We start from the raw sequence: 24,088 nt of genomic DNA, 5'->3' as shown, positions 1-24,088 counted from the left end.
CCCAAAAAGGAATCCCGCATGCCCATCGTCAAAGTCCTTGATACACATGTCGCGTATGCCGTCAACGGTCAGGGGCCGGCGCTGGTGCTGGTCGCGGGCACGGGCGGAAACCTGGAAAGCAACTGGGCGCACCTGGTCGCCCCCCTGGCCGCCCATCGCACGGTGATTCGGCTCGATTACTCCGGCTCGGGCGAAACCACCGACCCAGCCGGGGAACTGAGCCTGAATCTGCTGTCGGCTCAGGTGCTGGGGGCTGCCCAGGCGGCGGGCGCCGACCGATTCGACCTGGCCGGCTTTTCACTGGGTGCCTGCGTGGCGGCGCAACTCGCCGCCACGCACCCCGACCGCGTTCGATCGCTGACGCTGCTGGCGGGCTTTCCCCATGGCCAGAGCCCCCGCATGCGGATGCAATCCGAACTCTGGCTCAATCTCATCCGCAACGATCCGCACGACTTCGCCCGGCTGATTCTGCTGACCGGCTTCAGCCCCGCTTTTCTGGATCGCATGGACGAAACGCAACTGGCGCAATGGGCCGATGCCGTCGTTGTATCCAACCGCTGGGAAGGCATCACCCGTCAGATCATGCTCGATATGCGCCTGGACATCCGCGCGCTGCTGCCGCGCATCACGGCGCCCACCTTGGTCATTGGCTGCGCCCACGATGCCATGGTGCCCAAAGCGCATGCCCGCGCCCTGGCAGACGCCATCCCCGATGCCCGCTACGCCGAACTGGACAGCGGCCACCTGGCGCCATTTGAACAGCCCGAGGCATTCCTGGATCTGCTGACCACTTTCATTGATACCCCCCGGGGCTGATCAAACGGCCACGGCCCCATGGAAATCTCCTTCGACGTTGTCGTCTTGCTATTCTTCGCGGCCCTGATTGCCGGCACCATTGATGCCATTGCGGGGGGCGGCGGGCTGATCACCATCCCGGCGCTGCTGGCCGCGGGCCTGCCGCCCGGCGCGGCCATCGCCACCAACAAAGTCGGCGGGATCGCCGCATCGGCGGCCGCCACACTGCATTTTCTGCGCATGCGCCAGATCGACCTGAAACGCAGCCGATGGATGATGCTGGGCGCATTCCTGGGGTCGTTGGCGGGGGGCTTCGCCCTCACACGCATCGACAGCGGCATGCTGCGCCAATTGATTCCCATCCTGCTGATCTGTTTCGCCCTGTACTTTCTGCTGTCGCCGCGCGTCGGGGCCGAAGACCGCACCCAACGCATCACCTCCGCGCTGTACGCGGCCATCCTGGCGCCACTGATCGGGTTCTACGACGGTTTCTTCGGCCCCGGCACCGGCACATTCCTGGCGATCTCTTGTGTCACGCTGCTCGGCTTCAATCTGGTCAAGGCCACCGCGCACGCCAAGCTGCTGAACCTCTGCAGCAACTGCGCCGCCCTGATCTTCTTTGCATGGCACGGCAACATCGCCTGGGCCTTTGGGCTACCCATATTGGCCGGCCAATGGATAGGCGGCACCATCGGCGCACGCCTGGTGGTCAAACGCGGCCACCAGCTGATTCGGATTCTGATGGTGATCATGGCCACTGTTGTCTCAGTAAAAATGCTGCTGGAATAAGCTGTGTGCTTTGCTGGGCGATTTCGGGCGCTTATATTCGGACATCGTCCCGCAGCACGCGCACATCCAGACTGACATCGCCCTGATCGCAGGACACCCAGGCACTGGCGTCGGTGATATTGATGCTGAGATTCATATTGCGGCCGGCCAATGCCGCCAGGGCCTTGGTGGCCTCGGCATCCAGGGCGAACACCTGCAGATTATTGGCCCGGGCGACCTTATGCCGCACCCCGGCCCACCAGACATCCACCCCGCGCCCATAAGCCATGACCAGCACCTGATCGGCCCGGCCACAGGCCTTCAAAAGCCGTCGGTCATCCGGCAAGCCGACCTCTACCCACTGCTGCACCGCGCCGGTCAGATCCAGATTCCACAGATCGGGCTCGTCGGTATCGCTCAGGCCTTTAGTGAACACCAGCCGTTCGTCGGCCTGCACCCACAGGGCATAGGCCAGCAAACGCACCATCAGGCGTTCGTCGGTTTCAGACGGATGCCGCGCCACGGTGACGGCATGGCTGCCGTAATAGCCCCGGTCGTTGTCGGCGATGTTGAGGTCTGCTTTGTAGATGGTGGCACGCAAGGCCATAGGAAATCCCGGACGCGAAGACCGCGTGAAAACAATAGAAAAGGGTATGGTATCCCAAGCGGCTACTTGAACGCGGTTTCGATAAAACTACGCAATTTACGCGAATGCAGGCGTTCGCCGGGCATGTCGCGCAGACGCTCCAGCGCCCGGATGCCGATGTGCAGGTGCTGGTTGACCTGGGTGCGGTAAAACGCGCTGGCCATGCCGGGCAGTTTCAGCTCGCCATGCAGGGGCTTGTCGGATACGCACAGCAGCGTGCCATAGGGCACCCGGAAGCGAAAGCCATTGGCCGCGATGGTGGCCGATTCCATATCCAGCGCAATCGCCCTGGACTGCGACAGGCGTTGCACGGGCTCTTGCTGATCGCGCAGTTCCCAGTTGCGGTTGTCGATGGTGGCCACGGTGCCGGTGCGCATGATTTTTTTCAGTTCCCAGCCCGACAGCCCGGCGACCTCGGCCACGGCATCTTCCAGGGCCACCTGGACTTCGGCCAGCGGCGGCACCGGCACCCAGATGGGCAGGTCGTCGTCCAGGACATGATCTTCGCGCACATAGCCGTGCGCCAGCACATAATCGCCCAGGCGCTGGGTGGTGCGCAGGCCGGCGCAATGCCCCAGCATCAGCCAGGCCGACGGGCGCAGCACCGCCACGTGATCGGTGATGGTCTTGGCATTGGACGGCCCCACCCCGATGTTGACCAGCGTGATGCCCGTGTGGCCTTCGCGCTTGAGATGGTAGGTGGGCATCTGCGGGGTAAAGGCCAGGTCGGGGGCCCGCTGCGCGGCGGTTTCCCGGGTGACGATGTGGTTGCCGGGCCCGACCAGGGCGGTATAGCCGCCGCTGCCGGCCACCAGGGTGTCGCGCGCCCAGCGCACGAATTCGTCCACATAAAACTGATAGTTGGTGAACAGAACCAAATCCTGGAAATGCGTGGGCGAGGTGCCGGTGTAGTGCTGCAGGCGCTGCAAGGAATAATCAATGCGCGGGCCGGTGAACGGCGCCAGGGGCCGAGGCTGGCCGGGTCGCCCGCGCCAGGTGCCGTTGACGATGGCGTCATCGGTCACGGCCAGGTCGGGCACGTCGAAATGGTCGCGCAGCGTATGGCCGGGGACTTCGGAGTATTCCCCCTGGGCGTATTCGCCTTCGGGAAACGCGAAGTGCAGGGGGATGGGCAAATCGGATTCGCCGATTTCCACCGGCACGCCGTGGTTGCGCATCAGCAGCCGCACCTGTTCGCGCAGGTAGTCATGAAACAGCGTGGGCCGCGTGACCGTGGTCATGTAGGCGCCGGGCTCCACCAAGTGCCCGTAAGATAGACGGCTGTCGACTTCGGGATAGGTGTTGATGCGGATGCGGATGGCGGGGTAGCAGGCGCGCACCCGCTGGCCCATGGGCAAGGCGCCCGCGCCGTATTCTTTGAATGCCTCGCGGATAAAGGCCGTATTGCGCCGATACAGGTGAATCAGTTGATCGACGGCGGCATCGGCATCGTCAAAGCCGGCGAACGGCACCAGCGGCGGCAGGCGCGTGGGACGCGCGGGATCCATGAATTTTTCCATGCCTGATTATGGCAGGTCTTTGTGACGAATGGAGGTCACCTGGCAGCCCATCCCAAGGCTTCCATCTCAAAGGCACGCCAACAGATCTCGGCGCCCCCGTCACACCGGCAATTCAGTGGTGTACTTGACCTGCTTCAACGCAAAGCTGGACGAAGACGTCGCCACCGCCTCGTGGATCAGGAAATGCTCCATCAGCAAGCGCTCGTAGCCGCGCATGTCCTCGACGACCACCCGCAAAAGATAATCCCATTCGCCCGACATCGAATAGCATTCGATCACTTCTTCGTGGCTTTCGATGAAGTGTTCGAACTCTGTGCGGATTTGCCGATTGTGTTCTTTCAAGCGGATATGGCAAAAGACATTCAAGCCCCGTCCAACGGCGCCCGGGTCGACCAGCCGGACAGCGGGGCCCAGTATCCCGGCGGCTTCCAGCCGGCGGATGCGCCGCCAGCACGATGCCGGCGACGCGCCCACCTGTTCCGCCAACGCGGCCTGGCCGATATCGGCCTGACGTTGCAAGATGCGCACGATGCGGCGATCAATCGAATCCAGATTGGGGTTTTCCATAACTTTGCTTGGATATGAAATAAACGTTTCAATATTAACGAAAAACCTGCGGAAGTTGAATGATTTCAATCCGTTCATCATGATAGGATTTTCACCTATAAACCATTGATAAAAAAGGTGGAGACATGCTGCAGGCGCTATCCAAACAGGCCCCCGATCCCTCGCCCGCCACCGCGATCGAGTGGGAAAAGGTCGCCTACCTGACCTTGTTGTCACGCGAACTGGATCACCTCGAAGAAACCGAACTGATCCCGGGCAAACAGATGCTGTATCAGTTTTCGGCCCGGGGCCACGATATGGCGCAAATCCTGCTGGGCCTGCAGCTCACCGGCCGGCACGACGCCGCCAGTGGCTATTACCGCTCACGCCCGCTGCTGCTGGCGCTGGGCGTGGATCCCGCCGAAGCGCTGGGGTCGGCCCTGGGGCGCGCGGGCGGCTATTCCAACGGACGCGACATCGGCGTCGTCTTCAACTACCCCAACCCCCACGGCGCCAGCGCCTTGCCCATGTCGGGCGGGGTGGGCGCCCAGTACACGCCTTCAGCGGGCTGGGCCCAAGCCCTGACTTACTATGCGGATCAGCTGGGCCGCTTGGACTACGCCAGCGATATCGCGGTCGTCCTGGGCGGCGATGGCTCGGTCGCCAGCAACGGCTTTTGGTCGGCCTTGACCATCGCCACCACCCAGCAGCTGCCCATGCTGTTCTACATCGAAGACAACGGCTATGGCATTTCCGTCCCGTCCACCACCCAAACCCCCGGTGGCAATATCGCCGCCAATCTGGCCGGCTGGCAGGGCCTGACGCTTTACGATGGCGACGGCACCAGTCCCCCAGAAGCCGCGCACCTCATTCAGACCGCCGTTCAGCACGTGCGCGAACGCCGCGCGCCCGCCCTGCTGCGGCTGACTGTCCCGCGCCTGCAGGGCCATAGTTTTCAGGATACGCAAGGCTATAAAGACGCCGATACCCTGCAAAAAGAATGGCAGCGCGACCCTTTGCCCAAGCTCAAAGCGCACCTCGTCCCTCATGTGCTGTCCGAATCCGCCTGGCAAGCCCTGGCCGACCGCGCCCTGGCCGACGTCAAGCGCGCCCGCACACAAGCCGAAGCCCGCCCCCTGGCCGAGCCTGAAAGCGTGCTGCAGCACCGTTTCCATGACGGCGACCTGCAAAAAATGGGCGGGCAATATCCCCAAGGCTATGTGGCTCCACCCACCACCCAACACGCGCAAACAGGCGGCCAGCGCATCAATATGGTCACCGCCATCCGCAAGACGCTGGATCACGAACTGTCCATCAATGACCGGGTCGTGCTGCTGGGCGAAGATATCGGCCCCAAGGGCGGGGTACACGCCGTCACCTTGGGCCTGCAACAAAAACACGGCGCCAGCCGCGTCTTCGATACGTCGCTGTCCGAAGAAGGCATCATTGGCCGGTCTGTCGGCATGGCCCTGGCCGGCTTGGTGCCCGTGCCGGAAATCCAGTTCCGCAAGTATGCCGAACCGGCCACCGAGCAACTGAACGACTGCGGCACCATCCGCTGGCGCACCCACAACCGCTTCGCGGCCCCCATCGTGGTGCGCATCCCGGGCGGCTTCTTCAAATGCGGCGATCCGTCGCACAGCCAAACCAACGAAGTGGCCTTCATCCACCAACCGGGCTGGAAAGTCGCCGTGCCCTCCAACGCCGCCGATGCGGTGGGCCTGCTGCGCAGCGCCCTGCGCGGCAATGATCCCGTCATCTTTTTTGAACACCGCGCCATGCTGGATCACAGCTGGGCGCGCCGGCCGTACCCCGGCGACGACTACGCGCTGCCGTTTGGCCAGGCCCATCGGTGCCGCGAAGGCGAGGACATCACGATCGTCACGTGGGGGGCGATGGTGCCGCGCTGCGAAGAAGCGGCCGAGGGCTATGGCGCCGATATCCTGGATTTGCGCACCTTGATGCCCTGGGATCGCGATGCCGTGCTGGCGTCAGTCCGCAAAACGGGGCGTTGTCTGATTGTGCACGAAGACCTGGGGACGGCGGGTTTTGGGGCGGAAATCGCCGCCGTCGTGGCCGACGAGGCCTTTATGGCGCTGGACGCCCCGGTGTCCCGACTGACGATGCCGGATGTTCCCAGCCCCCACACCCCGGCCCTGTTGGATTGGGTAGTGCCGTCGGTGCCCCGCATCCGCAAAAAAATAGCCGAACTGCTGGGGTTTTGACATGGATCGCCTGATCGACATCATCGCCCCCACCGAACAAGAAGGCACCAAGGCCATCGTGGCCCATTGGGTCAAGCAGGTGGGCGACACCATCACCTTGGACGAACCCTTGCTCGAACTCGAAACCGACAAGGTCACCCAAGAAATCCCCTCGCCCGCGACGGGCCGATTGGCTGAAATCCTATTGGCGGTGGGGGCGGATGTCCCCACCGGGGCCGTTTTAGGGCGCATCGACACCGCAGCCGGCGACACCGCAGCCGGCGACACCGACAGCCAATCCGGCGCCGACGCCCCCAAAACCCCTGACGCCGTCCACGCGGTTTCCCCGGACACAAGCGGCCCAGACCCGACCTCAAAAAGCACCGTCCAGCCCGCCGTTGCCGGGGCCGCATCGGCCCCGCCACACACGCCATCTCCTTCGGCAGCCGACCCGTTCAGCCATCGGGCCTTGGCGCGCTATTCGCCCGCCGTCCGCCAAGCGGCCCAGGCACTGGGCATCGACCCGGCGACCGTCCAGGGCACCGGACGCGGGGGCCGGGTGACCCGCGCCGACATGCAGGCCGCCGCTGCGCGGCAGACGGACTCAAGCATTGCGCTACCCATTGACGCAACCGTGGCGCCGGCAGCCCCTGCTGCACGGATAGCCCCGGCATCGGACGGGGCCACCGCCCCCCCGTCCGGCCGGTCGCATATCGTGCCGCACACCGCCATGCGGCAAGCCATCGCCCGGCACATGGCGGCCTCTGTCGCCACGGCCCCCCATGTGACCGCCGTATTCGAGGCTGATTTCACCCAGGTCATCCGCCACCGCGAACACCACAAAGCAGCCTTCGCGGCCAATGGCATCCCGCTTTCGTATACCGCATATCTGGTGGCCGCCAGTGTGGCCGCCATGCGCGCAGTCCCCGCCATCAACAGCCGTTGGCACGACGACGGCCTGGAAATTTTCGATGATGTCCATATCGGCATCGGGATTGCCCTGGACAATGACGGCCTGATCGTCCCCGTCATCCACCGCGCCCAAGAAGCCTCTCTGGCCGGCATCGCCCGCCGCTTGCAGGACATCACCCACGGGGCGCATCACGGCACATTAAGCCGTCAAGACGTGCAAGGGGGCACGTTCACGATTTCCAACCATGGCACGTCCGGGTCTTTATTCGCCGCGCCCATTATCATCAACCAGCCACAATCGGCCATTCTGGGCGTGGGCAAGATCGAAAAACGCGCAGTCGCGCGTGAAATCGACGGCATCGACACCCTGCAGATTCGCCCCATGGCGTATGTGTCCCTGACCATCGACCACCGGGCGCTGGACGGCCAGCAAACCAATGCCTGGCTGACGCGTTTCGTCCAGGAAATCGAACACTGGCCGCTCTAGTGTCCTGTTTGGTTAGTTCGTGTATTCAGATTCGGATGCATGGGCTTGCCAGACAAGGCGCAAACCGCAGCGATAGCCAGTGCTATCGCGAGGATTTGCAACGCAGTATGGCGAGCCCAGGCGCCGAAGATGAGTATTTGAATTAGCCAAACAGGACACTAGGCAACACCCCGTGCTGCTTAGAGCGGCCAGTCCCCGGCGCTTAAACCCTTACTGAACCGCCCCGCGCCGATGCACTTCGCGCCCCGCCGCATACGTCGCGGCAATGGCCCGGTCGTCCCCCAGCATGGCCAGGGCAAACAGCAATTCTTCCAGCGATTCGGCGCGGGCGCTGCGGCGTTCCAGCAGCGGCGTGGCCTGGGGATCCAGCACGATGAAGTCGGCTTCGGCGCCGGCCTCCAGGGTGCCGATCTGGCCGGTCAGGCCCAGGTGCTTGGCCGCCCCCTGGGTGGCCTGCCAGAACATGCGCCGGGCGGTCAGGTGGTGGCCGGACAGGCGCGCCACCTTGTGCGCTTCGTTCATGGTCTGCAGCATGGAAAACGACGACCCGCCGCCCACGTCGGTGGCCAGCGTCACCGGCATGCTGAAATCGCGCGCCGAGGCAAAATCAAACAAGCCGCTGCCCAGGAACTGGTTGGACGTCGGGCAATGCGCCGCCACCGCCCCGGCATCGCGCATGCGCCGGCGGTCATCGTCGTCCAGCCAGACGCAGTGGCCGTACACCGCGCGCGGGCGCAGCAGGCCGTAGTCGTCGTAGATATCCAGGTAGCTGCGATGGCCGGGGAACAGGCTCATCACCCACTTGACCTCGTCCTGGTTCTCGGACACATGCGACTGGATGAACACATCCTGATAGCGCTGCGCCAATTCGCGGCAGCGGCCCAGCTGTTCCGGGGTAGACGTGGGCGCAAAGCGCGGCGTCAGGGCATACAGCTGGCGACCCGTGCCGTGCCAGCGCTGCAGCAGCATTTCGCTGTCGCGCGCGCCGGTCTCGGCCGTGTCGCGCAGGTATTCCGGGCAATTGCGATCCATCATCACCTTGCCCGCCACCATGCGCAGGTTGCGGGCGTGGCTTTCCTCGAAAAACGCCTGGGCCGACCCCGGGTGCACGGTACAGTACACCAGCGCGGTCGTCGTGCCGCAGCGCAGCAGTTCGTCCAGGAAAAACTTGGCGACTTCTTCGGCATAGGCCGGATTTTCAAAGCGCCGCTCGGTCGGGAAGGTGTAGGTTTCCAGCCAGGGCAGCAGGCCCGGGGCGGGCGACGCAATCATGTCCGTCTGCGGGTAGTGGATGTGCGTGTCAATGAAGCCCGGGGTGATCAGGCGGCCGCGCCAGTCATGCACGGCAATGCCCGTCGGCAAGTCCTTGATCAATTGGTCGTACTCGCCACACTGCTCGATCTTGCCATCGCGCACCACCAGCAGGCCGTCGCGCAGCCATTCGCAGGCTTCATCCTCGGCCTTGGGGGTATCGCGGAAATACAGCAGCTGGGCGCGGTAAGCCTGCACATCAGGCACAGCGGGGGCGTTTGACGTCGAGGTCATGGGTGTCTCCTGGTGGGTTTTTATGGCTGGCCAAGCGCCAGCGAAACAAGATTTAAAAGGTGGCCGCGACGGGTTCATCCTGCGCCGCCGCAGCGGCCCGATGCGCCATCTGGGTACGCAGCCGCATCAGTTGCGCGGCCACCGACACGGCGATCACCGCCGGCTGCTTGCCTTCGATGCCCGGTTCGCCAATCGGACAGGTAATGCGGGCATAGCGTTCGGGCGCGATGCCACGCAGGGCAAAGCGCTGCTTGAATTTGTGCCATTTGGTGACGGATCCGATCAGGCCGATATACGCCGTATCGTCGCGCTTCAGCAGGTATTCGCACAGGTGCTGATCCAGCGCGTGATCATGCGTCATCACCAGATAGCAGCTATCGGGGGGCGCCTGGTCGATCACCGCTTCGGGGGTGTCGGTTGCTTCGATGGCGACGTTGGGCGCCACTTGATTCGGAAACAGATCATCCCGCGCATCGACCCAAACCACCCGGCAGGGCAAGGTGCCCAGGATGTTGACCAGTGCGTGGCCGACGTGACCCGCCCCGAACACCACCACCTGCAAGGCATCGGGCATGAGCGGCTCGGTCAGCACCGGGCAGCCGCGGGCATCGGCCTTGTCCAGCAAGCGATTGACCTGGAAGCGGTCGGGCGGCGGCAGACCCGCCGGGCTATCCCGCAAACACACCCAGGCGGCCACCCCGGGCCCGCCCACGCCGACTTCGCGCAGGAAAGACTGCTGCCGGCGCAGGCGCTCCTGGGCCTGCAGCAGCCACGCCCGGTCGGTTTCGCGCAGGCGCTCAAACAGCAAAGTCACCAGGCCGCCGCAGCACTGGCCCAGCGACGCGGCCAGCGGCATGTCCCGCACCCAGCGGTCGGCATGGCCGGCATCCCGCAGATGGGTGCGCGCCAAGTGCATGGCCTGCCATTCGAGCTGCCCGCCCCCAATGGTCAGCCACTGATGGCCGGCCGACACCAGCATCTTGGCACCGGCCTCGCGCGGGGCCGAGCCCCGCACCGACGCCACGCTGATCAGCACCACGGGCTGCTGCCGATCCAGGCACCAAAGGGCCTGTGTAATCCAGGCTGTGCTCATGACGGCACCTCGTTATGCGGCGTTGCGGCGACGCAAGCCTTCAACGGCCTTGAGGATGGCTTCGGGGGTGGCGGGCGCATCCAGATCGGGGGATTGCGACCCGTCGCCCACCGAAGACACCGCATCGGCAATGGCATTGAACACGCTGACCCCATGCACCAGCGGCGGCTCGCCCACGGCCTTGGAATGGTGAACGGAATCCACGTGGTTGCGGGCCTTGAACAACTGCACCCGGAAGTCGCGCGGGCAATCGCTGATGGCCGGGATTTTGTAGGTGGACGGCGCGTGCGTGGTCAGGCGGCCATCGCTCTCGCGCCAGACGAGTTCTTCGGTGGTCAGCCAGCCCATGCCCTGGATGTAGCCGCCCTCGATCTGGCCGATGTCGATGGCCGGATTGATGGACGCCCCCACATCATGCAGAATGTCGGCGCGCAGCAGCTTCCACTCGCCCGTCAGGGTATCGACCACGACTTCGGACACCGAGGCCCCGAAGGCATAGTAGAAGAACGGATTGCCTCGGCTGGTGGCCTTGTCCCAAGTAATGCCCGGAGTCTTGTAGAAGCCGTCCGACCACAGTTGCACCCGATCCCAATAGGCTTCCTCGACCAGTTGGGCGAAGGGCAGGGTCTTGCCATTGACGCTGACCTGGCGCCAAGCGAAGGTGACGTCATCGGCCTGGCCGCCGTATTTGCGGGCGGCGAAATCGGCCAGGCGCGCGCGCAACGTCAGGGCCGCGTCTTCGGCGGCCTTGCCGTTCAGGTCGGATCCCGTGGACGCCGCCGTGGCCGATGTATTGACGACCTTGTAGGTATCGGTGGCGGTGACCCGCACGCATTCCAGATCCAGCCCCAGGGTATTGGCCACGATCTGCGCGACCTTGGTGTTCAGGCCCTGGCCCATTTCGATACCGCCGTGATTCAGCAGAACCGAGCCGTCACGATAGATGTGCACCAGGGCCCCGGCCTGGTTGAAGGCCGGCACATTGAAGGAAATACCGAACTTGACCGCGTTGAGGGAGAGCCCTTTCTTGAGCACCGGGCTGTTGGCATTGAATTCGCGCACGGCCTGGCGGCGGGCCCGGTAATCCGAACTGGCTTCGAGTTCCTGGATCATCGGCTGCAGGACATTGCCGGCGACGACTTCGCCATACGGCGTGGTATTGCGGGTGTCCGTCCCGTACAGATTGATATAGCGGATGTCCAGCGGATCCTTGCCCAATTGGCGCGCCACGCGATCCAGCAGCATCTCGGTGACCAGCGCGCCTTGCGGGGCGCCGAACCCCCGGAAGGCCGTGGCCGACTGGGTATTGAGCTTGCCGCACATGGTATGGATATCGGCGGCCGGAATGTAATAGGCATTATCGAAGTGCGCCAAGGCCCGGCTGGCCACGGCTTCGGACAAATCGGCCGAATAGCCGGAATGCAGCGTCATGTCCAGCTTGACGCCCAGAATGTGGCCTTCCTGGTCGAAACCGACGTCGTATTCATAATAGAACCCGTGGCGCTTGCCGGTGATCATCATGTCGTCGTCGCGGTCGACGCGCAGCTTGACCGGACGCTGCAGATGGCGGGCGCACACGGCGGCCACGCAGGCAAACAAGGCGGACTGGGATTCTTTGCCGCCAAAGCCGCCGCCCAGGCGGCGGCATTCGATTTCGACCTGGTGGCGCGACCAGCCCAAGGCATGCGAGACCGCGTGCTGCATCTCGGTGGGATGCTGGGTGGAGCACAAGACCAGCATGCCGTCTTTTTCGCGTGGAATGGCGTAGGAAATCTGGCCTTCCAGGTAGAACTGCTCTTGCCCGCCGCAGGAAAACGCGCCCGTCAGGCGCACCGGGGCATTGTCCAGGGCTTTTTGCACATCGCCCTGGATCAGGCGCAATTCATCGGTGGTGCCCGCCCCCGCGGCCTTGGCCTGCTTGGGGTGCAGCATGAAGGGCAGTTCTTCGTAGCTGATCTTGCCCTGGCGCGCCGCGCGGCGCGCCTGCTCCACGGTCTTGGCCACCACCACGAACAGGGGCTGGCCGACGTACTGCACCAGGCCATCGGCCAGGATGGGGTCGTCGGCGATCACCGGCCCGCAATCGTTCACACCGGGGATGTCGTTGGCCGTATACACGGCCAGCACGCCGGGCGCCTGGCGCACGGCATCCAGATTCATGGCGGTGATCCGCGCATGGGGTTTGTCCGACAGGCCCAGCGCGGCATACACCGTATTGCGCAGTTCGGGGATGTCGTCGGTATAGACGGCTTCGCCGCTGACGTGCAGCACGGCGGATTCGTGCGGGCTGGCGGCCCCGGCGGCGGGTTCGCCCACCACGGGACGCGGGATACGGTCGTTGGCAATGGCCAGACGATCGAGTTCGACAGGGATATTGACACGCATGTTCATGTCGGCCTCCTCAAGCAAGTTCGGCCAGATTGGCCGTATTCACCTGATGCGTCGCCAACGGCGCCCCAGGGGCGGTTTCCAGATAAAAGCGATACAGCAGATTTTGCGAGGCCAGTTGGCGGTAGCCGCTGCTGGCGCGCATGTCGGTCAGGGGTTTGAAGTCTTGCGCCATGGCCGCCATGGCGGCCCGCACGTGGGCTTCGTCCCAAGGCTGGCCCTGGACGGCGGCTTCGACCGCGCGCGCGCGGCTGGGCGTGGCCGCCACCCCGCCAAAGCCCGTGCGCAGGCTGCACACCCCGCCGGACGCGTCCAGCTGCACGGCAAAGGCGGCGCACACGGCGGAAATATCCTGGTCGAAGCGCTTGGACAGTTTGTACGTGCGGAACTGGCGGCCTTCGACCCGCACCGGCACCCGCATGCCCTGGACGAATTCGCCCGGCTCGGCGGCGTTTTTCTGGTAGGCCAGGTAGTAGTCTTCGAGCGGCATCTCGCGCACGCGGTCGCCCCGGCGCAGAATGATGGCGGTGCCCAGGGCGATCAGGGCGGGCATGGAATCGCCGATGGGCGAGCCATTGGCCACATTGCCCCCCAGGGTGCCGGCATTGCGGATCGGGAAGGACGCAAATCGCTGGCGCAATTCGGTCAGCTCGGGCAGGTGTTCGATCAGGGCGTCGAAGGCGTCATTCAGCAAGGCGCCGGCCCCGACGATCAGGTCGTCGCCATCCAGATGGATATCGCGCAATTCATGCACCTGGCCGATGTAGATCAGGTGCGGCAGGTCGCGGTGCTGCTTGGTGACCCACAGGCCCACGTCGGTGCTGCCGGCCAGAATGCGCGCATCGGGGTGGTCCAGCCGCAACTGCGCCAACTGGGCGAGGGTGCGCGGCGCATGGAAGGTGTGGCCGTCGTGGGTATAGGAAAACGTGTCGTCGCGCCGCAGGGTGGACAGGATTTTCGCCAGGGCGGCGCGGTCGAAGTCCACGGCGGGATACTGGTACATTTCGGCGGCGGCATGCACAATGGGCTGATAGCCGGTGCAGCGGCACAGGTTGCCCGACAGCGCGTCGTCGATCTGGGTGCGGGTCGGGGCGGGGTCCTGCGGCCCATGAGCCAAATACATGCCCCACAGAGACATGACGAAGCCCGGGGTGCAAAAGCCGCATTGCGACCCATGGCAGTCCACCATGGCCTGCTGCACGGGATGCAGCGCCCCATCGGGCTGGCGCAGGTCTTCGACCGTGTACAGCGCCTTGCCGTCCAGCGTGGGCAGGAACTGGATGCAGGAATTGACCGCGCGCATCGTGACGCCGCCCTGGCCATCGGGTTCGGCCACCATGACGGTACAGGCCCCGCAGTCGCCTTCCGCGCAGCCTTCTTTGGTGCCCATGCAGTTCAGGTCTTCGCGCAGATACTGCAGCACGGTGCGCGTGGTGGGCTGGTCGGTGACCTCGTGGACCTGCCCGCGGTAATGGAAGCGAATGGCGGATGTCTCCATGGTGTTCCCTTTTTGTATGAATGCCGGTGATGAGACCCAAGATAGCACCAAGCGGCCAACCGGGGTATTCGCTATTGATGATGGCGAGTATCAGGGTCTTTGATCATGGACGCCACCGCCCCGCGCAGGAATAATGCAGGCATGAGCAAAACCCGAGAATCCATGGATACCCACCTGCTGCGCATCCTGCAAATCCTGCTGACCGAGCAAAGCGTGTCGCGCGCGGCGATCAAGCTGGGGCTGTCGCAGCCCGCCATCAGCAATTCTTTGCGCCGTCTGCGCGACATCACGGGCGACCCGATCCTGGTGCGCAGCAAGACCGGCATGGTGCCCACCCAGCGCGGGCTGGATCTGCTGGCCCACGCCAACGAGGCCCTGACGGCCATTGCGCACATCACCCAGCCGCCGGGGGCCTTCGACCCGGCCACATCCACCCGGGAATTCCACCTGGGGGCGCCCGACTACCTGGACGCCATGTTCCTGCCCAACATTGCCGAAATCCTGCGCCGCGAGGCCCCGCACGCCAAGTTCATCGTACACCCGATCAACTCGGACTACGACTACACCAGCGGGCTGGAAGACGGCGGGCTGGATGTCGTCATCGGCAACTGGCTGGAACCCCCGCCACAAATGCACATGGCCCGCCTGTTCGACGACGAGGTCGTCTGTATGGTGGGCAGCCAGAACCCCATTGCCCGGCGCGACATCAGCCTGAAGCAATACCTGGAACTGCCCCACCTGGCCCCGTTTCCCTATGTCTCCGAGCGCCAGAGCTTCATCGACGGCTACCTGGCCTCGCAGGGCCTGCGGCGCAATATCCAGATGACGATCCCGTACTTCGGCCAGGTGGCGGGCATGCTGCTGCGCACCGACCTGATCTTCACCACCGGGCGGCAGTTCGCCCAGCACTACGCCCGCTACCTGCCCATCACCATCCTGCGCTCGCCGTTCGACTTCCCGGCCATGCGCTTCTACCTGCTGTGGCACCGGCGCTGCCACGGCGCCACCGAAGTCATCTGGCTGCGCCAGTGCATCGTGCGGGTGGCCGCCATGCTGCAGGCCAGCCTGGGCGCGCCGCCCACGGGCGGCGTATAGGGGCCGCGCACGCGCGAGAACATCAGCCCGGCTTGATAATTATCATCAGCCGTCGGCGCGCACAGCCCAAAACCTTGTCCCTAGAATGAATCAGGCCGGTCAATCCGTGATCGTGCATCGACACCATAAAACCAGCGAACAAACTGGCAACCATTCAGGAGACAAGGCTCATGAGCGAGCAGGAAACCGTATTGCCTGCGGGGTTCGACCCCATTGCCCCCCAGGCACACCCCCCCACCCCCACCGGCTGGCTTGAGCGGCGCTTCCAGCTGCATGCCCGGGGCACCAATGTCCGCCAGGAAACCCTGGCCGGCCTGACCACTTTTCTGGCCATGGTGTATTCCGTCTTCGTCGTCCCGGCCATGCTGGGCAAAGCCGGGTTCGACACCTCATCGGTATTCATCGCGGTCTGTCTGACCAGCGCTTTCGGATCCCTGCTGATGGGCCTGTGGGCCAACCTGCCCATCGCCGTGGGCTGCGCGATCTCGCTGACCGCCTTTACCGCCTTCGACCTGGTGCTGGGCCAGGGCCTGTCGCCCGCCGTGGCGCTGGGCGCCATCTTCCTGATGGGGGTGATCTTCACCGGCATTTCCGTCACCGGCGTGCGCACCTGGATTCTGCGCAACCTGCCGGCGGGCATCGCGCACGGCACCGGCATCGGGATCGGCCTGTTCCTGCTGCTGATCGCCGCCAACGAAGTCGGCCTGGTGGTCAAGAACCCGGGGCCGGGCCTGCCGGTCTCCCTGGGCACCCTGAACGCGATGCCCGCCCTGCTGTCCGTCCTCGGGCTGGCCGCCATCTTCGGCCTGGAACGCCGGCGTGTGCCGGGGGGCATTCTGCTGGTCATCCTGGCCCTGTCCATCGTCGGCCTGATCTGGGATTCATCCGTCACCTTCAACGGCTTGTTCGCCCTGCCTTCGTTCGGCGGCGAGACTTCGCTGATCGGCACCATGGATGTGGGCGGGGCGCTCAGTGCCCTGGTCATCCCCAGCGTGCTGGCCCTGGTCATGACGGCGGTGTTCGACGCTACCGGCACCATCCGCGCCGTGGCGGGCCAAGCCGGGCAGCTGGATGAAAACGGCCAGATCATCAATGGCGGGCGCGCCCTGACGGCGGACTCGGTCAGCTCCATCGTGTCGGCCGGCCTGGGCGGCGCGCCGGCGGCGGCCTACATCGAATCGGCCGCCGGCACGGCGGCGGGCGGCAAGACCGGCCTGACCGCCACCATCGTGGGCCTGGGCTTTCTGGCGCTGATCTTCCTGTCGCCCCTGGCCGCCCTGGTGCCGGCCTATGCCACGGCCCCCGCCCTGATGTACGTGGGCCTGCTGATGCTGGGCGGCGTGCGCCACCTGCGCATGGACGACACCGTGGACACCATGGCCGGCATGGTCTGCGCCGTGTTCATCGTACTGACCTGCAACATCGTCACCGGCATCATGCTGGGCTTCACCACCCTGGTGATCGGCCGGGTGTTCGCGGGCGAATGGCGCAAGCTGAACATCGGCACGCTGGCCATCGCCATCGCCCTGGCGGTGTTCTACCTGGGCGGCTGGGCCATCTGAGGCCGATCCGCGGCCGGGGCCTGCATGGCCCGGCCGCAATCCCCCAGCAAATGCCTCAACCACTGATGAGAAGGCGCATGATGATTGCGAGCATGCCACAGCTGGTAGAACCGCATGGGCGGGAAATCAATGGGCGATTCGACGATCGCCAGCGGCAGCAGCCCGGCGTAGTAACGCGCAAAATGCCGGGCCGTGGTAAAGACCAGATCGGTGCCGGGCAGCAGATACGGCGCCAGCATGAAGGACTGCACTTCGATGCATTCTTCGCGCTGGATGCGCAGCGCGGTCAGCTCGGTGTCGATCATGCCGCGCTGCGTCATGGAGTACGGCGTGGGCACCACGTGCTGCATGCGGCGGAAATCATCCATCGTCAGGCGACGCGCCGCCAGCGGGTTGTCCGCCGACATCAGGCACACGATGGGGTCTTCCAGCAATACCGACAAATGCATGCGGTCCGGGGGTTCGGGCCAATTGCCGATCACGACGTCCAGGTCGCCCTCGGCCAGGGATTGCTCGAAATCGAAATCCGGCCCCAGGGCATGCAAGACCAGCCGCGCATAGGGGGCCTCGCGGCGAAACCGCGCCACGGCCGATGCCGCGAAAGCCGGCGCCAGGTAGTCGGGCGAACCGATCCGAAACACCTGGCGGCTGCTGGCGGGATCGAAATCGTCGCCGGTCTCCAGCATGTTGTCGATGGCCCCCAGGGCGGCCTTGGCGTGTTCGAGTATCGCCTGGGCGCGGTCGGTGGGCACCATCCCGCCTTTTTCGCGCACCAGCAAAGGGTCCTGGAAAATCAAGCGCAGGTTTTTCAGGGCAACGCTGATGGCGGGCTGCGATTGATTCAGCTTCAGCGCGGTGCGGGAAACGCTGCGCTCCGCCATCAGGATGCAGAATACCTTTAGCAAATAGGTATCCAGCGTGGCATTACTGCGTCGTGTGGCCATGGCTTCGGGTTCCTTCTTGCATGAATGCGTTCAAGCTTATACCACTTATACATTGCAGCACCCTTCTTTTAGTCGCGGATACCCCGTAGACTTTCTCTTATGATGCACTCAATGATTTCCGCCATGACACTCACCCAGCTCTCCGCCTTGTCCCAAGCCGACTTCACCCGTACCCTGGGGGATATTTTCGAGCACTCCCCCTGGATTCCCGAACGCGCCTGGGCCGCGCGGCCCTTTGCCGACGTGGAATCCCTGCACCGGGCCATGGTCCAGGTCGTCCTGCAGGCCAGCCCGGAAGAACAGCTGGCCCTGATCACCGCCCACCCGGAACTGGCCGGCAAGGAAGCCGCCGCCGGCACCCTGACCCAGGCCTCCACCGGCGAGCAGCGCGGCGCGGGGCTGGATCAATGCAGCGCCGAAGAACTGCAGCGCCTGCGCAGCCTGAACGCCCGCTACCAGGAAAGCTTCGGTTTTCCGTTCGTCATCGCCGTCAAGGGACGCAACCGCTACCAGATCATGGATGCCATCGAAACGCGGCTGCAAAACGACCACGACACCGAACGGGCCACCTGTCTGGATCAAATCGCACAGATCGCCCGGTTCCGGCTGGACGCCCAGTTTGCCTGACGGCTGCCCGGGATATCATAGGGACGGTCGGCAACCGTCCGATGCCCCGTTGTTTTAGGAAGAAAACCCCATGACTACCGAAGTTCCGGTCAAACTGACCATCGAAACATTGGCCCGCGAGACCTTTGCGCCGTTCGGCGATGTGATCCAGGCCGACGACGCGGCCAAGCATTTCACCATCAACGAAGGCAATACCGAACGCTACCACGACCTGGCCGCCATCGACCCGGGCGCGGATGGCCGCGCCATTGTGTCGATTTTCCGGGGCAAGCCGCGCAGCCTGCCGTTCACCATCACCCTGATGGAGCGCCACCCCAAAGCCAGCCAGGCCTTCATCCCGCTGTCCGGCAAGCCCTACCTGGTGGTGGTGGCCAAAGCCGAAACCGCCCCCGCCGTGCAAGACCTGCGCGTGTTTCTGTGCCATGGCGACCAGGGGGTGAACTACGCCCCGGGCGTGTGGCACCATCCGCTGCTGGCGCTGGAATCGGTCTGTGATTTCCTGATCATCGACCGCGCCGGGCCGGGGGACAACTGCGATATCGTGCAGATGGACGCCCCCAGCATCATCCCCGCGCTGGGCTGACGCGGCCCCGCACCAAGGCCCCACCCGCGCCCCGGCGGCGCAGCGCACGGGGTCATCGGCTTTACCTGGCGGCCGATCGCAGGCTGATCACCACCAGCGCCACCGCAATCAACAGCATCCCGGCCAGTTCCATCGCGCCGGGCTGCTCGCCCAGCTGCAGCCAGCCGGCCAGCACCCCCACCACAGGCACCCCCAGGGCGGACATCCCCGCCACCCCGGCGCTCAGGTGCTGCAAGGCAAACAGCCACAAGAACCACGCCAGCGCCGTGGCGATCACGGCGTTGTACAGCAAGGCCCCATAGAAATACGGCGTCGGGTCAATGGGTTTTTCCGGCACCAGCCAGGCGGCCAGGCACAGCGACAACGCCCCGAACAGCATTTGCCAGGCCGTCAGCGGCAGGGCCTCCATGGGATAGTCGCGCTTGATCCACTTGGCCACCATCGTGGCCAGCGCCCAGCACAGGCCCGCGCCCAGGGCCAGCAATTCGCTGGCGATGTCCGCATGCAGGCGCCAGGGTTCGAGAATCAGCACCAGCCCTCCGGCGGCCAGCGCCAGCGCCAGCCATTGCCAGCCGCGAATGCGTTCGCCAAAGGCAAACCACGCCATGGGGATCACCCAGAAGGGCATGGTGTAGACCAGAATGGACGTTTTGCCCGCGCCGCCGTGCAGCAGGGCCACTTGGATCAGGGCGGAAAACACCCCGGTCTGCAAGACCCCCAGCAGCGCGACCCGCCCCCAGGCGCGCAGCCCCATGGGCTTGCGCAGCGCCAGCAGAACCCCCAGCAGGACGACCGCCCCCAGCAGCGTGCGCAAGGCGGAAAAATCGAACGGCCCGACATACGCCAGGACGGATTTCATCACCACCCAGTTATAGCCCCAGCCCAGCGCCATGCCCGCCAGGGCCAGCAAGGCCAGGCGTTCGTTGCGCCGCGCGGCGGCGTCTTTTGCCGCGGCGGCCGGGGATGTTTTCTGGTTTGCGGCGGCGGGCACCGCAGTATCAACGTGTTTTTTTGTCAAGATGCTCTCTGTCCTTCCCAGTAAGCAGGGGCCTGATAATGGTTTCTCAGGTCATCAATAAAATAGCGCACTTTGGCGGGCAGGTAGCGCTGCTGCGGATAAACGGCCTGGATGTCGTAGGCGGGCAGCGCATATTCGTCCAGCACGGTCACCAGCTCGCCGCGTTTCAGTTCGCGCTGGATTTCCCAGGTGGATCGCCAGCCGATGCCCAGGCCCTGGCGCACCCACTGATACAGCAGCTCGCCATCGTTGCAGGCCAGATCTCCCCGCACGCGCACGGCGAACGGCTTGCCCTCGCGCACGAACGTCCAGCCCCGATGCTGGCCGCCCTGCAGGTTAAAAGCCAGGCAGTTGTGGCGCGCCAGGTCTTCCGGCACCCGCGGCACCCCGTGCGAATCAAAATACGCCGGCGTGCCGCACACCACCCGGCGGTTGGGAAACAGGCGCACCGCCACATAATTGGGATCGGTGACCTCGCCAATGCGGATCGCCATGTCATAGCCTTCGCGCACCAGATCCACCACACTATCAGTGAAATTGAAGGACAGGGCCAGGTTCGGGTAGCGCGCCCGGAACGCCAGCGCGTGGGGGGCGACGTGCTGGCGGCCAAAAGCGGCGGGCGCCGATACCACCAAATGGCCGCTCAGGCTGCGGCGGCGCGCCATGATGCTGGCATCGGCATCGTCAAAATCCTGGATCAGCTGTTGGCATTGTTCCAGATAGCGTTCGCCCAGCTCGGTCAGCACCAGCCCGCGGGTGGAACGGTGCATCAGCTGCACGCCCAGGCGCTTTTCCAGCGCCGTCAGGCGCCGGCCCATCACCACCGGGGTCACCCGCTCGGCCAGGGCCGCCGCCGCAAAGCTGCCTTTCTCGGCAATCAATACAAAACTGCTGATGTCGGTATAGCGCCCCATGTCTGCCTCCTTTGCCTGACGCTGGCCGCCAACCCGATACATATCAAGGATATCGGCCTGCTTCACACAGTCTGATGTTTCAAAAATTCTACCTTAGTTTTTTCTTATCAGATACTTTTAGTATCGACAGAAACGAGGTTCGCAGGGATTCCTGTTCGTTCCCGCAAGCCGTATTCTGGTTCCAATCGCCACACGCCCCATCCGCCGTCCCTGCGCCGGTCCGGCCCAACGCCCTGCGGATGCGTGCACACCACTTATCCATCTCGACACACCAAGGAGTAATCACATGGCTCGAATGAGAGCAGTAGACGCCGCCGCCGCCGTCCTGCAAAAAGAAGGCATCACCACCCTGTTCGGCGTGCCCGGCGCGGCCATCAACCCCCTGTACTCGGCCTTGCGCAAGAACGGCAACTTCAAGCATGTGCTGGCGCGCCACGTCGAAGGCGCCTCGCACATGGCCGAAGGCTACACCCGCGCCCAGCCCGGCAATATCGGCGTGTGCCTGGGGACATCCGGCCCGGCCGGCACCGACATGATCACCGGCCTGTACTCGGCCCTGGGAGACTCGATCCCCATTCTGTGCATCACCGGCCAGGCGCCGCGCTCGCAGCTGCACAAAGAAAGCTTCCAGGCTGTGGACATCGAAACCATCGCCAAGCCCGTCACCAAATGGGCCGTGATGGCGCGCGAACCCGAACTCGTGCCGCGCATCCTGCAGCAGGCCTTTCACATCATGCGCTCCGGCCGTCCCGGCCCCGTGCTGGTGGATCTGCCCTTCGACGTGCAGATGGCCGAGATCGAATTCGACATCGACACCTACGAGCCGCTGTCCGTCTACAAGCCGTCCGCCACGCCGGCGCAGGCCGCCAAGGCCGTTGAAATGCTGAATGCCGCCGAGCGCCCCCTGCTGGTGGCCGGCGGCGGCATCTTCAGCGCCGACGCCGCCCCCCTGCTGCAGGAATTCGCCGAACTCACCGGCGTGCCGGTGATCCCCACCCTGATGGGCTGGGGCGTGATCCCCGACGACCACCCGCTGATGGCCGGCATGGTGGGCCTGCAAACCGCCCACCGCTACGCCAACGCCAGCCTGCTGGCCGCCGACTTCGTCATGGGCATCGGCAACCGCTGGGCCAACCGCCACACGGGCTCCACCGCCGTCTACACCGAAGGCCGCACCTTCGTGCACATCGACATCGACCCCACCCAGATCGGCAAGGTCTTCGGGCCGGACTTCGGCATCGCCTCGGACGCCGGCGTGGCGCTGACGCTGATGATCGAAGAAGCCAAGCGCCTGAAAGCCGCCGGCAAGCTGCGCGACCGCAATGCCTGGGCCCAGGAATGCCGCACCCGCAAGGGCGAGAAATCCATGCAGCGCAAGACGCACTTCGACCAAGTGCCCCTGAAGCCGCAGCGCGTATACGAAGAAATGAACAAGGCCTTTGGCCGCAACACCCGCTACGTCACCACCATCGGCCTGTCGCAGATCGCCGCCGCCCAGCTGCTGCACGTCTACGGCCCGCGCCACTGGATCAACGCCGGCCAGGCCGGCCCCCTGGGCTGGACGGTGCCGGCCACCCTGGGCGTGGTGGCCGCCGACACCGGCGACGAAATCGTGGCGCTGTCGGGCGACTACGACTTCCAGTTCATGATCGAAGAACTGGCCGTGGGCGCGCAATTCAACCTGCCCTACATCCACGTGGTGGTGAACAACGCCTATCTGGGCCTGATCCGCCAATCGCAGCGCGGCTTCGACATGGACTACTGCGTGCAGTTGGCCTTCGACAACATCAACGCGCCTGAAACCGATGGCTATGGGGTGGATCACGTCAAGGTCGCCGAAGGCCTGGGCTGCAAGGCCATCCGCGTGAAAAAGGTCGAGGACATCCAGCCCGCCATTGAGCAGGCCCGGGCCTGGATCAAGGAATTCAAGGTGCCGGTTGTGGTTGAATTCATCCTGGAGCGCGTCACCAACATCTCCATGGGCAACGACATCAACGCCATCAACGAGTTCGAAGAACTGGCGGAACGCGGCGAGGACGCCCCCACCGCCATCACCCTGCTGGATTAAGGCGCTTCAAAGCCCGTCGGCTTGTCTGCCTCCGGTGTCCGCCTGCGGCGCGCCGGCACACAGACAAGCCCCCTTTGAACCTACCGGAGTCATCACATGCCAAAATTTGCCGCCAATCTGTCGATGCTGTTTACCGAAATCGACTTCCTGGATCGCTTCGCCGCCGCCGCCAAGGCCGGTTTCCAGGGCGTCGAGTACCTGTTCCCCTATGCCTACGCCAAGGAAGACCTGATCCAGCGCCTGAAGGACAACGGCCTGGAACAAGTTCTGCACAATCTGCCCGCCGGCGACTGGGCGGCCGGCGAACGCGGCATTGCCTGCCACCCCGACCGCGTCGAGGAATTCAAGCAAGGCGTGGCCCAGGCCATCGACTATGCCACGGCCCTGAATTGCCCGCAGGTCAACTGCCTGGCCGGCATCGTGCCGGAAGGCGTGGATCACGCCACGGCCCACCGGACGTTCGTCGACAATCTGCGCTACGCCGCCGCCGAGCTGAAAAAGGCCGGCATCCGCCTGGTGATCGAGCCCATCAACACCTTCGACATCCCCGGGTTCTTCCTGAGCCGCACCGACCAGGCCCTGGCCATCCTCGCCGAAGTCGGATCCGACAACCTGAAGGTTCAGTACGACATCTACCACGCCCAGCGCATGGAAGGCGAACTGGCCAACACGATCAGCAAGCAACTGGCCGCCATCGGCCATATCCAACTGGCCGACAACCCGGGGCGCAACGAACCGGGCACCGGCGAAATCAATTACCAATGGCTGTTCCGCCATATCGACGGCACCGGCTACAACGGCTGGATCGGCTGCGAATACAAGCCGGCCGCCCGCACCGAAGACGGCCTGGGCTGGATAAAGGCCCTGGCCTGAAC

General features: G+C 64.6%; 20 protein-coding genes. 10 read left to right on the top strand and 10 right to left on the bottom strand.

Going from position 1 to position 24,088, the window contains the following annotated elements; all coding sequences use genetic code 11:
- Nucleotides 1-18: 18 nt before the first annotated feature.
- Nucleotides 19-816 carry an alpha/beta fold hydrolase gene (locus tag ACMHYJ_RS04800; protein ID WP_414245062.1) on the top strand — a complete coding sequence of 266 codons (798 nt, stop codon included), beginning with the start codon at nt 19-21 and terminating at the stop codon, nt 814-816.
- An 18-nt stretch (nt 817-834) separates the two neighbouring features.
- Entirely contained in the window at nt 835-1,584 is a 750-nt protein-coding gene (locus ACMHYJ_RS04795; RefSeq protein WP_414245061.1) for a TSUP family transporter, read from the top strand.
- Between the two features lie 31 nt (nt 1,585-1,615).
- Here ACMHYJ_RS04795 and ACMHYJ_RS04790 read toward each other — a convergent pair whose 3' ends face one another.
- The 3 genes from ACMHYJ_RS04790 to ACMHYJ_RS04780 form a co-directional block, all read right to left on the bottom strand.
- Nucleotides 1,616-2,170, bottom strand: a complete 555-nt coding sequence (locus ACMHYJ_RS04790; RefSeq protein ID WP_414245060.1) for a YaeQ family protein — start codon at nt 2,168-2,170, stop codon at nt 1,616-1,618.
- Between the two features lie 62 nt (nt 2,171-2,232).
- Nucleotides 2,233-3,729 (bottom strand): AMP nucleosidase, encoded by a 1,497-nt coding sequence (locus tag ACMHYJ_RS04785; protein WP_414245059.1) that lies wholly within the window; start codon nt 3,727-3,729, stop codon nt 2,233-2,235.
- Nucleotides 3,730-3,828: 99 nt separating this feature from the next.
- Nucleotides 3,829-4,296 (bottom strand): Lrp/AsnC family transcriptional regulator, encoded by a 468-nt coding sequence (locus ACMHYJ_RS04780; RefSeq protein WP_414245058.1) that lies wholly within the window; start codon nt 4,294-4,296, stop codon nt 3,829-3,831.
- 125 nt (nt 4,297-4,421) lie between these two features.
- On the opposite strand from ACMHYJ_RS04780, the gene ACMHYJ_RS04775 reads away from it, so the two are divergent.
- Both ACMHYJ_RS04775 and ACMHYJ_RS04770 read left to right on the top strand, forming a co-directional pair.
- A complete protein-coding gene (locus ACMHYJ_RS04775; RefSeq protein ID WP_414245057.1) occupies nt 4,422-6,500 on the top strand; it encodes a transketolase C-terminal domain-containing protein in 2,079 nt (692 codons plus the stop codon).
- A 1-nt stretch (nt 6,501) separates the two neighbouring features.
- Entirely contained in the window at nt 6,502-7,878 is a 1,377-nt protein-coding gene (locus ACMHYJ_RS04770; protein ID WP_414245056.1) for a dihydrolipoamide acetyltransferase family protein, read from the top strand.
- 210 nt (nt 7,879-8,088) lie between these two features.
- Here ACMHYJ_RS04770 and guaD read toward each other — a convergent pair whose 3' ends face one another.
- The 4 genes from guaD to xdhA are packed head-to-tail and all read right to left on the bottom strand — an operon-like array spanning nt 8,089 to nt 14,402.
- A complete protein-coding gene (guaD, locus tag ACMHYJ_RS04765; RefSeq protein ID WP_414245055.1) occupies nt 8,089-9,423 on the bottom strand; it encodes a guanine deaminase in 1,335 nt (444 codons plus the stop codon).
- Between the two features lie 52 nt (nt 9,424-9,475).
- Complete coding sequence (xdhC, locus tag ACMHYJ_RS04760; RefSeq protein WP_414245054.1) at nt 9,476-10,516, bottom strand: xanthine dehydrogenase accessory protein XdhC; 1,041 nt, start codon at nt 10,514-10,516, stop codon at nt 9,476-9,478.
- 12 nt (nt 10,517-10,528) lie between these two features.
- Nucleotides 10,529-12,901 (bottom strand): xanthine dehydrogenase molybdopterin binding subunit, encoded by a 2,373-nt coding sequence (gene xdhB, locus ACMHYJ_RS04755; RefSeq protein WP_414245202.1) that lies wholly within the window; start codon nt 12,899-12,901, stop codon nt 10,529-10,531.
- Nucleotides 12,902-12,917: 16 nt separating this feature from the next.
- Complete coding sequence (gene xdhA, locus ACMHYJ_RS04750; protein WP_414245053.1) at nt 12,918-14,402, bottom strand: xanthine dehydrogenase small subunit; 1,485 nt, start codon at nt 14,400-14,402, stop codon at nt 12,918-12,920.
- A 141-nt stretch (nt 14,403-14,543) separates the two neighbouring features.
- On the opposite strand from xdhA, the gene ACMHYJ_RS04745 reads away from it, so the two are divergent.
- Both ACMHYJ_RS04745 and ACMHYJ_RS04740 read left to right on the top strand, forming a co-directional pair.
- Complete coding sequence (locus ACMHYJ_RS04745) at nt 14,544-15,497, top strand: LysR family transcriptional regulator (RefSeq protein WP_414245052.1); 954 nt, start codon at nt 14,544-14,546, stop codon at nt 15,495-15,497.
- A 170-nt stretch (nt 15,498-15,667) separates the two neighbouring features.
- Nucleotides 15,668-17,059 (top strand): NCS2 family permease, encoded by a 1,392-nt coding sequence (locus ACMHYJ_RS04740; RefSeq protein WP_414245051.1) that lies wholly within the window; start codon nt 15,668-15,670, stop codon nt 17,057-17,059.
- Here ACMHYJ_RS04740 and ACMHYJ_RS04735 read toward each other — a convergent pair.
- Nucleotides 17,035-18,003: a LysR family transcriptional regulator gene (locus ACMHYJ_RS04735; protein ID WP_414245050.1), complete on the bottom strand. Its 969-nt coding sequence runs from the start codon at nt 18,001-18,003 to the stop codon at nt 17,035-17,037. The two genes, ACMHYJ_RS04740 and ACMHYJ_RS04735, sit on opposite strands and share 25 nt — an antisense overlap.
- Before the next feature lie 123 nt (nt 18,004-18,126).
- Here ACMHYJ_RS04735 and uraD point away from each other — a divergent pair, with 123 nt between their 5' ends.
- The gene (uraD, locus tag ACMHYJ_RS04730; protein WP_414245049.1) at nt 18,127-18,630 is read left to right on the top strand and encodes a 2-oxo-4-hydroxy-4-carboxy-5-ureidoimidazoline decarboxylase; all 504 of its coding nucleotides are present in this window, start codon (nt 18,127-18,129) and stop codon (nt 18,628-18,630) included.
- A gap of 70 nt (nt 18,631-18,700) precedes the next feature.
- Nucleotides 18,701-19,213, top strand: coding sequence for an ureidoglycolate lyase (locus ACMHYJ_RS04725; protein ID WP_414245048.1), 513 nt, complete (start codon nt 18,701-18,703; stop codon nt 19,211-19,213).
- Nucleotides 19,214-19,274: 61 nt separating this feature from the next.
- Here the strand turns inward: ACMHYJ_RS04725 and ACMHYJ_RS04720 are convergent, their stop codons facing one another.
- Complete coding sequence (locus ACMHYJ_RS04720) at nt 19,275-20,231, bottom strand: DMT family transporter (protein WP_414245047.1); 957 nt, start codon at nt 20,229-20,231, stop codon at nt 19,275-19,277.
- Nucleotides 20,228-21,145 (bottom strand): LysR family transcriptional regulator, encoded by a 918-nt coding sequence (locus ACMHYJ_RS04715; protein WP_414245046.1) that lies wholly within the window; start codon nt 21,143-21,145, stop codon nt 20,228-20,230. The genes ACMHYJ_RS04720 and ACMHYJ_RS04715 overlap by 4 nt, the downstream gene beginning before the upstream one ends.
- A 286-nt stretch (nt 21,146-21,431) precedes the next feature.
- Here ACMHYJ_RS04715 and gcl point away from each other — a divergent pair, with 286 nt between their 5' ends.
- Together gcl and hyi are read left to right on the top strand one after the other, a co-directional pair.
- Entirely contained in the window at nt 21,432-23,213 is a 1,782-nt protein-coding gene (gcl, locus tag ACMHYJ_RS04710) for a glyoxylate carboligase (RefSeq protein ID WP_414245045.1), read from the top strand.
- A 96-nt stretch (nt 23,214-23,309) separates the two neighbouring features.
- Entirely contained in the window at nt 23,310-24,086 is a 777-nt protein-coding gene (hyi, locus tag ACMHYJ_RS04705) for a hydroxypyruvate isomerase (protein ID WP_414245044.1), read from the top strand.
- Nucleotides 24,087-24,088 lie beyond the last annotated feature (2 nt).

Origin of the sequence: Castellaniella hirudinis, assembly GCF_047468865.1 — a bacterium.
Classification (GTDB): domain Bacteria; phylum Pseudomonadota; class Gammaproteobacteria; order Burkholderiales; family Burkholderiaceae_B; genus Castellaniella; species Castellaniella hirudinis_A.
This window is presented reverse-complemented; position numbering and strand designations above follow the sequence as displayed.